The sequence below is a fragment of the Amycolatopsis sp. NPDC003731 genome, assembly GCF_053586895.1.
The window spans coordinates 1-13,696 of the sequence record NZ_JBSFNC010000050.1 but is presented as its reverse complement, the minus strand read 5'-3'; the positions used below and the strand labels follow the sequence as shown (position 1 = coordinate 13,696).

Here is a 13,696-nt window from a genome sequence, read left to right as displayed (position 1 = left end):
GCCTGGATCATGAAGCAGGGAACGCGGGTCACGGCGCTGGTGGCCGCGGCGGTGGTGAGCGGCACGGGCTTCGCCGTGGCGGGCCACTCGGCGTACACCGTCCGCGGGACCACGCACATCGCGAAGCCGGACGTCGATCTCGAGCTCGGGCCGGGCCGCGCCGAGCTGGACACCGGGCCCGGCACCTTCTCCGGGACGATCACGCTGCCGCCGGTCGAGGTGACCCGGTCGCTGCCCGGCGTCGGCCGGGTCAGCGGAACCGTCACGCTCGGCCCCGGCCACGCCGAGGGCTCACTCTCCGGCGGCTTCTCCGGCGCGGCAACCTGGCCGGTGGCGCTCTCCGACGTCCGCGTCGGCGGCGTGGCCTACGACGTCGGCGACGAGTGCCGGACGGCCGAGCCGCTCACGACCGAACTGACGTCGGACGACTTCGCGGTCGGCACGGGCGGGCGTCTCGAAGCGACCTACGCGATCGGGGCCTTCGAGACCTGCGGCTCGGCAACGCCGATGATCAACGCCGTCATCCCGGGTCCGGGCAACACCCTGGTCCTGGACCTCGCCGGCGGTTAGAGGGCGCGCAGGCCGGCCAGGACGCGTTCCATGAACTCGCGGGACGACCGGTCGCCGAGGATCAGCTCGGTCTGGTGGATCAGCACCAGGCCGATGTCGGCCATGTCGCCGACCAGTACCTTCACCACGCCGAGGGGCAGCCGCAGGTGCGCGGCGATCTCGGCGACGGACCGGGTGTCCAGGCACAAGTCGCAGATCCGGCGGTGCTCGACCGAGCGGACCCCGCGGTAGCGGCGCCCGTCATCGGACGTCGAGACGAGGGCCTCCAGCGCCAGGTTGTGGTCGGACCGGGTGCGGCCGCCGGTGCGGGTGTACGGGCGGACCCGCGATCCGGGGGACGCGACGGGCACCGGGCTCACCACCCGGGCCGGCTCGTTCCAGGCCGGGTCCTCCCACGGTTCCGGGTTCGGGATCCAGCGGGTCTCCGGGTCCGGCGGCGGCGTCCAGTCGGCGGGCGGCGGGGCCCACGCGGGCGGGGGTGCCGCCTGCCGCGACACCGGCGGGGCCACCGGGTGCGGCCGCGAGACCGGGGCCGGTGGCCGCGGCGCGGGCGGGCGGGGTGCGGGCGGCCGCGGGCCCGACCGCTGGTGGCTCGGCGGAGCGGGCGGGCGGGCGCCGCGCGGCGGAGTCCACGCGGGCTCCAGCGGCGGGGGTTCCGGTTCGAACCGCTCGTCGTCCTGCCACTCGGGCTCGACGGGGTCGTAGCCGTCATCGGCCACGACGGGCGAGTGGGTGCCCTGGTAGCCGAAGGGGTCCGGAAGGGGCGGCTCGTCGCCGGACTCCGGCGCGCGGCGATTCTGGTAGCCCCCGAACGCCGGGCGGGCGGGCTCGTCGCCGGAGAAGTCGGGCGCGCGCCGGCCCGGGAGGCCACCGGGGTCCCGGCGGTCGTGCTCATCGCCGGTGTAGTCCGGCGAGCGCCGGGTCGGGAAGCCGCCGGACTCCGGAGCGCGCCGGGTCGGGAACCCGCCGGACTCCGGGCGGGCGTAGTCCTCGCCGACCTCCGGCGAGCGCCGGCTCGGGAAGCCGCCAGGCTCCGGGCGGGCGTAGTCCTCGCCGGCCTCCGGAGAGCGCTTGCCGTGGTAGCCCGTGGGGTCGCGGCGGTCGTCCTCACCCGCGTACGAGCGCGAACGCCTGGCCCGCCGCGCCGTGGGCTCGTCTTCGACAGGTTCGGGGGCGACGTACTCTTCCTCGTCGTCGGCCGAGGAGCCCCACTCGCGGGTGTCCTCGTCCGTGTAACCCTCCGCGTCCGGCTGTGGGCGCGACGGCTTGCGCTTCGGCATGATCATCGACAGCGTCGACATGTCGAACTTGCTGGGCGAATCGAAACCCTCGCGCTCGGTGCCGCGGTGCAGTGCGTCCCAGCCGCTGGAGTCCGGATCGTCGAATCCCGAAATCCTCATCTCGCCCTACCCACGCACGCCACCCTGCAGCTGGGCGCGCAGCTCGGGGGTGATCTGCTGGCCGACCCGCTCCACGAGCAGAGTCATCTCGTACGCGACCGTGCCGATGTCGCACGTCGGCGCGGCCAGCACGGCCAGCGACGAACCGTCCGAAACGGACATCAGGAACAAGTAGCCGCGCTCCATCTCCACCACGGTCTGGTTGACGCCGCCCGCTTCGAAGCAGCGCGCGGCCCCCGCGGTCAGGCTGATCAGCCCGGACGCCACCGCCGACAGCTGTTCGGCGCGTTCCTGGGGCAGCCCTTCCGACGGCGCCAGCAGCAACCCGTCCGCGGACACCAGAACGGCGTGCGCGGCACCGGGTACCCGGCGGACGAAGTCCGTGATGAGCCAGCCGAACGAACCCTGGCCGGAAGCCGTCACTCCTGCTCCTCCTTGCTCGTGCGGCGTCGCCCGCCGCACCCCGGAGCGCCCGGCACGGCCGGTCGGCGACGCCACGGTAAAGCGTATTCGCACCGCCGGTGGTGTCGAGTCCGCCACCGGCCGGCCGCTGCGCACCCTACGTGTGCACCCGGCCGAGTTCGGCGGCAGCCCGCCCCGCCTCCCCCGTCCGGGGGACACCCCACGGCTCGCACCCGTGCGGCATCGACGCAGGTCAGACCCAGCGCGGCCGGAAGGCCGGGGCCTGGACCGGCCGGCTGCTCCTGCGGACGGTGACGGCGCTCCCCGAAGTGGGTGAAGCCCGCGGAGTTCACTCCAACGGCCGCATCCGGATCGGGGCGTCATGGGCTATCCCGCGCGCAACGCCGAATCGTGCGCGATCGCGTGCTGGACGACCGAGATCAGCACCTGCTTCGCGGACTCGCGCTCGCGCGCGTCGCACGCCATGATCGGGACCGACGGCGCGATGGTCAGCGCGTGCCGGACGTCCTCGATCTGGTGGTGCAGCAGCCGGTCGAAGCAGTTGATGGCCACGACGTAGGGCAGCTTCCGGTTCTCGAAGAAGTCGATCGACGGGAACGCGTCGGCCAGCCGCCGCGTGTCGACCAGCACGACCGCGCCGATGGCGCCGACCGCGAGGTCGTCCCACATGAACCAGAACCGGTGCTGACCCGGGGTGCCGAACACGTACAGCACCAGGTCCGAGTCCAGCGAGATGCGCCCGAAGTCCATCGCCACGGTGGTGGTGGTCTTGTTGGGCGTGGCCGAGGTGTCGTCGTGCCCGACGCTGGCCTCGGTCATCATGGCCTCGGTGGTCAGCGGGTCGATCTCGGAGATCGCCCCGACCAACGTTGTCTTCCCCGAACCGAACCCGCCGGCGACCACGATCTTGGCCGACGAGGTCGGACCCGTCACCTGCGGCGCGTTCGCGTCGGAGTCAAATTCTCCGAAGCCCACTGAGCACCCTTTCCATGAACTCGATACTCGGGCGGTCGCCCACGGTCGGGCTGCTGGAGTGCACCAGCACCAGCCCGAGGCCCGCCACGTCACCAATCAACACCCGCACCACGCCGAGGGGCAGGCGCAGCAGCGCCGCCACCTCGGCCACCGACCTGGTGTCGAGGCACAGGTCGCAGATCGACCGGTGCTCGGGCACCCGGACCCGGTCGAGCATCCGGCCCTGTTCGCTGGTCGAGATCAACGCCTCGATGGCCAGGTCGAGCGTCGCCTTCGTCCGGCCCCGGGTCCGGAAGTACGGCCGGACCAGGCCGGACGTCTCCATCTCCGTCGCCGGCGGCGTGTCCACGTACTCCTGGTGGGCCTGCTGCGGCAGGGCCGCGGCGAACTCACTGGAGTCCGGTCCCGACGAGAAGTCCCGTTCGGCGCTGTACGCGGCGAACTCGTGCGCGTCGTACAGCGGCCCGCTCGAACCACCGAACAGCTCCGCGCCCGGACCGCCGAGGAGGCGGTCGCGGTACTCGGTGCCGCCGGCGATCGGCCGCAGCGGTTCCTGCCCGGCATTGCTGTCGGTCAGCCAGTTCGGCGGCTCCCGCACGGGGTCGCTGTCGGAGGCCTGCACCCGCCGCGCGCGCCACTCGCGGTCGACGCGATCCCGGAACGACTGCCAATCCTCGCGGCTTTCGTCCGATTGGTCGGACCACCCGCCGGAGAAGTCGTCACCGAGCCGGCCATCACCCCTCAAGCGCCCGTCGTCCACGGCTCTCTCCTCGGTTCCCAGGTCCTCAGCGGCGGACGGCCGCACCCTGCAGTTGGGCCCGCATCTCCGGAGTCAGCTGCTGGCCGACCCGCTCCACCAGCAAGGTCATCTCGTAGACGACCAGGCCGATGTCACTCTCCGGCGACCCCAGAACCGCCAGGCACGAACCGTCGGAAACCGACATGAGGAAGAGGAAACCGTTGGCCATCTCGACCACGGTCTGCGCCACCGTGCCGCCCTCGAACACCTTGGCCGCGCCGCGCGCGAGGCTGGTGAGCCCCGAAGCCACGGCCGCCAGCTGGTCCGCCCGGTCCTTCGGCAGGCCTCGCGAGGCCGCCAGGAGCAGGCCGTCGGCCGAAACCACGACCGCGTGGGCCGCGCCGGGCACCCGGTGCACGAAATCCGTGATCAGCCAAGCGAAGCTGCCGGCATTGTTCGCCTTGGCATGCGCCTGGCCGTTCGGCACGGAGCCACCCGGCTGCATTGCACCCGCCCGTGTCACTTTCACTCCTCACTGCTGTCTGTGGTGTTGCCACGCCCCGGAACCCTGCTGTCCTGCAGCTGCTCTTCGGCCGGGAGTTCCTTCAAGGCGTGCCGTCCCGAGGTGTAGCCCCGTTGGAAGCTTGCCATCCGGCTCCGCGCCGCGGACGCCGAGCGGGTGATCGCACCCGTTCCGGGCATGCCCGCCGTGTTGTCCGCGAAGCTGTTCTGGGGCGGCGCGTCGACCGAAGGACTGCTGATCGACCCCGGCACCAGGTAGGCGTTCGGGACGCGCTTGGGCAGCCCGGCCGGGGTGATCTCCTCGTTCTTGGACTCCAGCAGCGACTGCGCCGCCTGCCAGCCGTCGTCGGAGGCACTGTGCCAGCCGTCGTCGGCGGGGAGCAGCGGGTGCCGGGTCGCCGCGGTCGGCTGGAGCTCGTCGCGGGACGGCTCGGCCGGCACGGGTGCCGCGGGCGGCTCGCCACTACCGGTGAGCGGCGGCAGGTTGGGGTCTTCGCCCTCACTGCCCTGCGGCGGCACCGGGTCGGCGGCCGAGTCGTCACCCTCACTGAACCAGCGTGACAGCACCGACTGGTAGATGGGCAACCGCCGGGTGGGTACATCGTCCTCGAGCGCCGACGAACCGACCTCGGCCGCGGGCGGCGGTGCCGGTGGCGGCTCCTCCGGCGGCACGTACTTCGGCTCGCGCTTGGGCAGCACCAGCGGCGCGAACTGCGTGTCGGCGGCCCGCGAGCTGGCCCCGTCGCCGTTCGACGACGGCGTCAGCGGCGCCAGGTCCTCGGCGGTCGGCCAGGCCGGCGTCTCGGGCTTGGGCAGTTCCGGCGAGAGGAACGGGCCCGCCGCGCGGCCGCCGCTGACCAGGTCGTCCAGGCTGATCGGCTGGTCGAGCGGCACCAGGCCGCCCTGGTTCGCCATGGGCTCGTGCACCGGCGGCGGCGGTGGGGGCGGCGGTGCCGAGGGTGCCGGCGGCGTCTGCGCGAACGACTGCGTCTGGTCGAAGTCCGAGCGCGCCGCCGGGATCGGGATGCTCGGCATCGACATGGACGTCTCGGAGCGGTTCGCCGGCGGCGGCGTCTGCCGCTGCATGCCCGGGCGGAGCTGGGTGAGCAGCTCGGCCGGGACGACGACCCGGGCGATCACGCCGCCTTCGATGTCCTCGTTCTCGCGCAGCCGGACCTCGATGCCGTGGCGCTTGGCCAGCCGCGAAACCACGTACAGACCCATTCGCCGGGTCACCGACACGTCCAGGTCCGGCGGGTCGGCCAGGCGCGCGTTGACCTCGGCCAGCCGCTCCTCGCTCATGCCGACACCGTGGTCGGTGACCTGGATGGCGAGCGCCTTGCGGCGGGTCACCACGGCCCGCACGATGACCTTCGTTTCCGGCTCGGAGAAGTAGGTTGCGTTGTCGAGCAGCTCCGCGAGGACGTGCACGAGGTCGTGGATCGCGAGGCCCTGGACCGCGACGTCGGGCACGATGCCGACCTCGATCCGGGCGTACTGCTCGATCTCGGACACCGCGGCGCCGATGACGTCGGCGGCGGGCACCGGCTTGGGCACCGACTTCGCCAGGCCGGCGCCGGAGAGCACCAGCAGGGACTCACCGTTGCGCCGCAGCCGCGTCGCGAGGTGGTCGAGCTCGAACAGGCTGGCCAAGTGGTCCGGGTCCTGCTCGTCGGCTTCCAGCCGGTCGATGACACCGAGCTGGCGTTCCACCAGCCGCTGCGACCGGCGGGACAGGTTCACGAAGATGCCGTTGACGTTCTCGCGCAGGAGGGCCTGCTCGGCGGCCATCTTGACGGCTTGTTCGTGGACGATGTCGAACGACCGCGCGACCTCGCCGATCTCGTCGCGGGAGGTGACGGGCACCGGCTGGACGGCCTTCTTGGAGGCGCCGACCGGGTCCGGGTCGTCCAGGATCGCCTGCACGGTTTCCGGCAGCCGGGTGTAGGCGACGTCCAGCGCGCTCTTCCGCAGCACCCGCAGCGGGCGCAGCATCAGGCGGGCGACGATGAGCATCAGCACGACCGCGAGCGCCAGCGCGGCGAGCACCACGGCACCGCCGATCCACGCCGAGTTGACCGCCTGCGTGGCGAGGTCGTCGGCGCGGGTCTTTAGCTGGGCCAGCAGGTTCGACTCGACCGCGTGCAGCTTGTCGGCCGACACGGTGCTGTCCTTGCCGAGCGCGGTGGTGTCGATGTTCGGCGGGTCACCCAGCTGGGCGAAGGAGAACGCCGAGGTCTGGATCCGCCGGCGGTCGTCGACCTCCGGGCCGGAGTAGGTGTCGTTGTAGAGCTGGCGCTGGTCGTCGTCGGCGTTCGCGAGGAAGGCCGCGACCGAGGCGTCGGCACTGGACGCCGACGCGCGCGTCTGGTCCAGCAGGTCGCCGGGGAAGTTGCCGCGGAACGCCGCGATCTGCAGTTCGGCGTCGGAGCGGGTGGTGAACTCCTTGGCCTCGCTGATCGCCTGCGTGCTCGTGCCGAGGCGCAGCACGTCCCGGTCGGTGACCGCGGTGGTGACCTCGCGGCCGAGCTCGATGAGCGAGTCGATGACGCCCGAGTAGGCGGTCAGCACCGTGATGTCGGGCAGGCTGTTCTGGGTGTTGAACGCCGCCCGCAGCGGACGCAGGGCGTCCAGGCGCTGGAGACCGCGGGTGTAGCGGTCGTTGGTCGCCTGGTCGTCGTAGTCGAGGTTCTGCTTCGCGGCGCGCAGGTCCTGGACCTCGCGGTCGACCTTGGCGATCTGCGCGTCGAGCCCGGTCTGCAGCAGCTGGTTCTGCGAGGAGATCCGGGCGACCGCCAGCGACCGCTCGTTCTGCAGCTCGTGCACCACTGTGGTGACCTTGACGGCGAACGCGACCTGGTCGGCGGTGCGCTGGAACTCGGCCGCCTCGCGGGCGTCGTCGATCACGCGTACCGCGCCCAGTGCGAGCGCCGTGAGTGTCGGGATGATCAGGACCGCGGCCAGCTTGGACCGCAGCCGCCAGTCGCGCATGCCGGAGAACAGCCCGGCCTTCCGGCCCGGATCCGCTCCGGGCGACTGCGCGGGGGCCCCTCCCACCCCCGCGGCGTCTTCGTTCGGCACCGCCGCTCCACCATCATCGTTCGTGCTCGGGAAACCCTGGTCGGTCCAGCGCCCGCCAGGGCGCATCGCGTTCTCCTCAGCCACTCGTCTGCACGCTCCCGGCCTTCCGGCGCTCCGGCCCATCGGAAGGAGCCCAGCGCCAGACGCTACCCGTACGGGTGAAAAGATCGTCTTCAGTGTCGCCACTGGGGGTTCCTGAACCCCGTCCGTGCGGACGGAATCGGTTCAGCTCGAGCATCACGGTCGGGTCCCTGCGCTGGTCCTGCATCGGTCTGTTGGTCGGCCTAACCCACCGGCGCGGCGGTTGTGCCCGGCCAGGCAGTGGTCTTCGCGGGGAAGATTCTCTCAGGAAAAGCACAGTGTGTGCTGGTACACCGAAGTGGAACTTCTTGATCGGCCATCCAGGCACTCTCTCTCACTACATCGGAGGTTGATACCTCCCCGCAGGTGCAGAGGGTAGCGAACGGCAGGGGAAGATGTAACCCTCCCGACAGGACCCGCTCAATCTTGCACAGCGTTCGCTCAGTCGACGCACAGCGGACGTCGCCGATTCAAGAACCTCACCCTACGCTGGGTGAACGGCTACGGCGAGTGGAGCAGTGGGTCTAGACCAGAGGCCGAAAGAGTGACGTGCGCCACTCGGTTAGGTAGTGATTCCACCCATTGTGAGCAAGCTGTCACGTTCTCTACAGTGGCCCGGGTGGTTCCGAGAATGAGTCACGCACTTCCATCGGAATCGGTTCCTCAACCGTCACTTTTCTTCAAGGAGCAGGCCTTGCTTGGAAACGCCATGAGCAGTGGCCGGGTTCGCACTCGCCGCGCCGCGCTCGGGCTCGCCCTCACCGTCGCAGCAGCCACAGCCCTCACGGGCTGCAGTGCGCTCGGCGCGGACGGCTCGAACGCCTCGTCGAACGGGGGCAGCCTGGAGAAGTCGAAGATCAAGGTCTCGATCATGCCGACCACGGACCTCGGCCCCTTCTGGCTGGCGCTCGACGGCGGCTACTTCAAGGCCGAGGGCCTCGAGGTCGAGCAGGTCGTCGCCAAGAGCGGCCAGGAGTCGATGCAGAAAGCGATCTCCGGCGAGGTCGACATCGCCCTCTCGACGTACACCCCGTTCTTCGTCGCCAAGAGCAAGGGCGAGGACATCCAGCTGGTCGCCGACGGCACGTCGGTGAACGCGAAGAGCAACGCCATCGTCACGGTGCCGAACTCGCCGGTCAAGACGGTCAACGACCTGAAGGACAAGCGGATCGCGATCACGGCCAAGAACACCGCGTCCGACATCCTCACCAAGTCCGTCATGAAGGACCACGGCGTCGACTTCAACGGCGTCAACTGGGTGCTGGTCCCGCTGCCGAACATGGCGGCGGCGCTGAAGGACAACCAGGTCGACGCGGCCTACATGCCGGAACCGATGCTCACGCAGGCGGCCAAGACCGTCGGCGCGACGCCGGTCATCGACATCAACACCGGCGCCAGCCAGGACTTCCCGCTGACCGGCTACGGCTCGACGACGAAGTGGGTGCAGGGCAACCCGAAGACCCTCGCGGCCTTCCAGCGGGCGATGAAGAAGGCCACCAGCGACGCGATCAACGACCGCTCGAAGGTCGAGCCGCTGCTCGTCAAGTACGCGAAGATCGACGAGGACACGGCCAAGCTGCTCACCCTGCCCGGCTACGGCTCCGTCCTGGACGCCCGGCGCCTGCAGCGGGTGCCCGACCTGCTGCTGCAGATGGGCGTCATCACCAGCAAGGTCGACGCCGCGCCGATGATCGCCCCGCAGGCGACCAGCTGACGCGCTCACCGTGAAAAAACTGCTCCGCGGCCTGGTCGGCCTGGCCGGCTTCCTCCTGCTCTGGGAGGTCGTCGTCCAGGTCGGCCTGGTCGATAAAACGTTCACCCCGCCGCCCAGCGTCGTGCTGGGCACCGTCGGGAACCTGCTGGGCGACCCCGAGTTCATCCGGGACATCATCGCCACGATGCTGGCCTGGGTGATCGCCATCGTCGTCGCGATCGCGATCGGCGTACCCGCCGGGCTCCTGCTGGGCAGCATCCCGGCGTTGCGCACGGCCACCGCCGCGATCGTGGAGTTCCTGCGGCCGATCCCGGTCACCGCGCTGGTTCCCCTGGTGCTGCTGGTGATCGGCTCCGGCCCCGACGCGAAGATCACCCTCGCCGCCTACGCCTCGCTGTGGCCGATCATGTTCAACACGATCTACGGCATGGGCGAGATCGACCCGGTGCTGATGGAGACCGCCCGGGCGTGCGGGACCAGCCGGTTCCGCATCCTGTCGTCGGTCGCGCTGCCGCAGACCGCGCCGTTCGTCTTCACCGGAGTCCGGCTGTCGGCGACCATCGCGCTGATCGCCGTGGTCAGCGTCGAGTTCCTGGCCGGTTCCCAGCTCGGGCTCGGCAGCTTCATCATCGTCGCCAGCACCGGTTCGGTCCGGTTCGACCTGGTCCTGGCGGGCACGGTGGTCGCCGGGACACTGGGCTACCTGATCAACGAGGGGCTCGAACAGCTCGGCAAGCGGCTGTTCCGGTGGAGCACGGTGGACCGGGAGGCGATCGCGTGACGGCGGCGACCCTCTCGGGCCGGGTGGGCCGGCGCGCGGCGCGCGGCGCCACCGCGGTCCTGCGCAACTGGCTGCTGTTCGCGATCCTGGTGGTCGTGTGGGAGTTCGCCGCCCGGGCCGGCGGCAGCAAGTACTTCCCGCCGCCCACGGAGATCGCGGCCACGGCGGCGAAGCTGTGGTTCACCGGGCCCGCGTCCCACCTGTTCCTCACCGACGCGGTGTTCGACAACGTCTTCCCCAGCCTCGGCCGCACGCTCGGCGGCTGGGGAGCGGCCGCGGTCGTCGGCATCGTCCTCGGCGTGCTGCTCGGCCGGTCGGCGACGGCGATGGACTACGTCGGCCCGCTCTTCGCGTTCTTCCGCTCGATCCCGCCGCCGACGCTGATCCCGGTGTTCGCGGTGCTGTTCGGGCTGAGCTCGGGCATGCAGATCGGGTCGATCGTCTTCGGCGTGGTGTGGCCGGTGCTGCTCAACGCGGTCGACGGGGCGCGCTCGGTCGACCAGGTGAAGGAGGAGACCGCGCGGTCGTTCCGGACGCCCAAGGCGTACTGGCTCGGCATGGTCGTGCTGCCGGCGGCGGCGCCGAAGATCTTCGCCGGGCTGCGGGTCAGCCTGTCGATCTCGCTGCTGCTGATGGTCGTCTCCGAGCTCGTCGGGGCGTACAACGGCATCGGGCGGTCGCTGCTGAACGCCCAGCAGGACTTCGAATTCCCGACCATGTGGTCGTGGCTGGTGCTGCTGGGCATCCTCGGCTACGTCTTCAACACGATCTTCCTGGCCGCGGAGCGGCGGGTGCTGGCCTGGCAGCCGGCCCGCCTCGGCCGCGACTGACGCTTCGAAAGGCCTCTCCCCATGTCCACCATGCTCGAAGTGTCCGGCCTCAGCCACACCTACGGCGCCGGCGCGAAGGCGCACACCGCGGTGAACAACCTTTCGTTCACCGTCGAGGCCGGGCAGCTGGCCAGCATCGTCGGCCCGTCGGGCTGCGGGAAGTCGACGCTGCTGCGCTGCATCGCCGGGCTGACCCGGCCGACCGCCGGCACGGTCAGCCTGCACGGCGACCGCGTCTCCGGCGTGCCGGACGACCTGGCCGTCGTGTTCCAGGACTACAGCCGCTCGCTGTTCCCCTGGCTTTCGGTGCAGAAGAACGTCGAGTTCCCGTTGCGGTGGCGGCCGATCTCGAAGGCCGAACGACGTGCGCGGGCGGCCGAGGCGCTCGAGCAGGTCGGCCTGTCCGGCGTCGGCGGCAAGTACCCGTGGCAGCTGTCCGGCGGCATGCAGCAGCGGGTGTCGATCGCCCGCGCGCTGGCCAGCCGCCCGGCCCTGCTGCTGATGGACGAGCCGTTCGCCTCGGTCGACGCCCAGACCCGCTTCGAGCTCGAGGACCTGACCCGGCGCGTGCAGCGGGAGCAGGGCAGCACGGTCCTGGTCGTCACGCACGACATCGACGAGAGCGTGTACCTGTCCGACCGCGTCCTGGTGCTGTCGAAGTCACCGGCGTCGATCGTGGCGGACCTGCCGGTGGGCCTGCCCGCCGCGCGGGACCAGATCACCACGCGCGAGTCGGCGGAGTTCGTGACCCTGCGCGGCGAAGTGGCCCGGCTGCTGCACGGCGGTTCGCCGGAAGAGGCCGCCACGGCCGCGTCCGACGCCGCGGAGTGGGAACTGGCCGAGCGGGCGTCCGACGACGTCCGGGAGAGCAAGACCCGCAGCTGACCACCGGTGGTCCACAGTGGATGTCCACTGTGGACCACCAACGGTTCAGTACAGCGACTTCGACGACGCCGCCACCCGGACGTGGACCAGCGTCGGGCGCTGGTCGGCCAGTGCCGCCGTGAGGCCCGGGGCCAGCTCTGACGGCTCGGTGATCGTCACGCCGTGGCAGCCCATGCTCTCCGCCAAGGCCGCGAAGCCGATGCCGCCCAGTTCGGTGCCCGGCAGCTTCGCGCCGCCGATGGCGTCGCCCAGGATGCGGACCGCCGCGTACTCGGAGTTGTCCAGGATCACGAACGTCACCGGCAGTTCTTCGCGGGCCGCCGTCCAGAGGGCCTGGATGCCGTACATGCTCGAGCCGTCGCCGATCACGCCGACGACCTTGCGGTCCGGGCGGGCGAGCGCCGCCCCGACCACGCCGGGGACGCCGTAGCCGAGCGTGCCGGAGGCCATCGTCAGGAAGCCGGTGTCGGTGGCCGTGATCGGCAGGTGGTCGTGCAGGATCCCGCGGTGGCTGGGTGCCTCTTCGACGACCAGGGCGTTGTCCGGCAACAGTTCCGCGAGCGTCGAGTAGACGAGTTCGCCGGTCAGCGCGTCACCGCTCGGCTTGGCCGGGCGCTGCCGCGGGGCCGGCGCGGGCCGGGTGCTGCGCTCGACGACGTTGAGCAGCGCGCGGATGCCCAGCTTCGGCGTGGCGCGGATGCCGGTGCCTTCGAAGGCACGGGCGAGGACCTGCTCGTCGTCGCTGACGATGAACAGCGGCGGCAGCGGAGCTTCCCCGCGCCCGCGGTCGACGTGGTAGGTGAAGGCGGGCGCCCCGAGCACGACGACGAGGTCGTACGGCGCGAGCGTGTCGGCGACGGCCCCGCGTTCGGGATCGAGGAACCCTTGGAACAGCGGGTGGTCTTCGGGGAACGAGCAGCGGTAGGACATCGGCGCGACCCACACGGCGGCGTTGAGCCGCTCGGCGAGCGCGACGGCTTCGACGACGGCACCGTCCTGGTCGACGGCTCCCCCGACGACGATGGCCGGCCGTTCGGCGGCTTCCAGCGCGGTGTGGAGCTCGTCGACGGCTTCGGGATCGGGGGCGTAGCCGCGGATCCGGGGCCGCGAGACGATCGGCCGTTCGGTGGCGACGGACCAGTCGTCGGCGGGAACGGACACGAAAACCGGGCCGGACGGCGCCTGCGTGGCCACGTGGTAGGCCCGCGCGAGCGCGGCCGGGACGTCCTCGGCAGAGGCGGGCTCGATCGACCACTTCACGTACGGCTTCGGGAATTCGGGCGCTTCCAGGGCCCCGAGGAAGGGCTCGTGCGGGATGAGCGACCGGATCTGCTGCCCGGCGACGACGATCATCGGCGTCCGGTTGCGGTAGGCGTTGAAGAGGCTGCCGAGGCCGTGCCCGACCCCGCCCGCGGAGTGCAGGTTGACCAGCACCGCCTGGCGGGTGGCCTGCGCGTAGGCGTCGGCCATCGCCACGACGGCGGATTCCTGCAGGCCCAGGACGTAGTCGAAGTCGTCGGGCCAGTCGGTGAGGAAGGGCACCTCGGTGGTGCCGGGGTTGCCGAACACCGTGGTGAGGCCCAGTTCGCGGAGGAGTTCACGGGTGGCGTCCAGCACCGTGCGCTTGATCATGCCGCCCAGGTTCCGGGTCGTCGCCCGCGGCGGCCATGTCGGCGAGCGCGTCCCGCAGCGCTT

Annotated in this window: 12 protein-coding genes; 5 read left to right on the top strand and 7 right to left on the bottom strand. The window is 71.2% G+C overall.

Features of this window, described 5'->3' with window-relative positions:
- Positions 1 to 9: 9 nt before the first annotated feature.
- Positions 10 to 570 (top strand): hypothetical protein, encoded by a 561-nt coding sequence (locus ACWDN5_RS21950; protein WP_449677583.1) that lies wholly within the window; start codon positions 10 to 12, stop codon positions 568 to 570.
- Here the strand turns inward: ACWDN5_RS21950 and ACWDN5_RS21945 are convergent.
- The 6 genes from ACWDN5_RS21945 to ACWDN5_RS21920 form a co-directional block, all read right to left on the bottom strand.
- Positions 567 to 1,970 carry a DUF742 domain-containing protein gene (locus ACWDN5_RS21945; protein ID WP_449677582.1) on the bottom strand — a complete coding sequence of 468 codons (1,404 nt, stop codon included), beginning with the start codon at positions 1,968 to 1,970 and terminating at the stop codon, positions 567 to 569. The two genes, ACWDN5_RS21950 and ACWDN5_RS21945, sit on opposite strands and share 4 nt — an antisense overlap.
- A gap of 6 nt (positions 1,971 to 1,976) precedes the next feature.
- Complete coding sequence (locus ACWDN5_RS21940; RefSeq protein WP_043776340.1) at positions 1,977 to 2,393, bottom strand: roadblock/LC7 domain-containing protein; 417 nt, start codon at positions 2,391 to 2,393, stop codon at positions 1,977 to 1,979.
- 366 nt (positions 2,394 to 2,759) lie between these two features.
- Positions 2,760 to 3,368 (bottom strand): GTP-binding protein, encoded by a 609-nt coding sequence (locus tag ACWDN5_RS21935; RefSeq protein WP_043776338.1) that lies wholly within the window; start codon positions 3,366 to 3,368, stop codon positions 2,760 to 2,762.
- A complete protein-coding gene (locus ACWDN5_RS21930; protein ID WP_310968734.1) occupies positions 3,349 to 4,128 on the bottom strand; it encodes a DUF742 domain-containing protein in 780 nt (259 codons plus the stop codon). Before ACWDN5_RS21930 ends, ACWDN5_RS21935 begins: the two co-directional genes overlap by 20 nt.
- Positions 4,129 to 4,153: 25 nt before the next feature.
- Positions 4,154 to 4,612, bottom strand: coding sequence for a roadblock/LC7 domain-containing protein (locus ACWDN5_RS21925; protein ID WP_310969662.1), 459 nt, complete (start codon positions 4,610 to 4,612; stop codon positions 4,154 to 4,156).
- A gap of 20 nt (positions 4,613 to 4,632) precedes the next feature.
- Complete coding sequence (locus ACWDN5_RS21920) at positions 4,633 to 7,776, bottom strand: sensor histidine kinase (protein ID WP_449677581.1); 3,144 nt, start codon at positions 7,774 to 7,776, stop codon at positions 4,633 to 4,635.
- Between the two features lie 724 nt (positions 7,777 to 8,500).
- On the opposite strand from ACWDN5_RS21920, the gene ACWDN5_RS21915 reads away from it, so the two are divergent.
- From ACWDN5_RS21915 to ACWDN5_RS21900, 4 genes are read left to right on the top strand one after another with little or no spacing between them, the layout of a single operon-like run.
- Complete coding sequence (locus ACWDN5_RS21915; protein ID WP_310968736.1) at positions 8,501 to 9,505, top strand: ABC transporter substrate-binding protein; 1,005 nt, start codon at positions 8,501 to 8,503, stop codon at positions 9,503 to 9,505.
- 10 nt (positions 9,506 to 9,515) lie between these two features.
- Positions 9,516 to 10,286 (top strand): ABC transporter permease, encoded by a 771-nt coding sequence (locus tag ACWDN5_RS21910; protein WP_310968737.1) that lies wholly within the window; start codon positions 9,516 to 9,518, stop codon positions 10,284 to 10,286.
- Positions 10,283 to 11,116 carry an ABC transporter permease gene (locus ACWDN5_RS21905; protein ID WP_310968738.1) on the top strand — a complete coding sequence of 278 codons (834 nt, stop codon included), beginning with the start codon at positions 10,283 to 10,285 and terminating at the stop codon, positions 11,114 to 11,116. Before ACWDN5_RS21910 ends, ACWDN5_RS21905 begins: the two co-directional genes overlap by 4 nt.
- Positions 11,117 to 11,137: 21 nt before the next feature.
- The gene (locus ACWDN5_RS21900; protein ID WP_449677580.1) at positions 11,138 to 12,001 is read left to right on the top strand and encodes an ABC transporter ATP-binding protein; all 864 of its coding nucleotides are present in this window, start codon (positions 11,138 to 11,140) and stop codon (positions 11,999 to 12,001) included.
- A gap of 45 nt (positions 12,002 to 12,046) precedes the next feature.
- On the opposite strand, the gene mdlC is transcribed toward ACWDN5_RS21900, so the two are convergent.
- A complete protein-coding gene (mdlC, locus tag ACWDN5_RS21895) occupies positions 12,047 to 13,633 on the bottom strand; it encodes a benzoylformate decarboxylase (RefSeq protein WP_449677612.1) in 1,587 nt (528 codons plus the stop codon).
- Between the last annotated feature and the right edge of the window lie 63 nt (positions 13,634 to 13,696).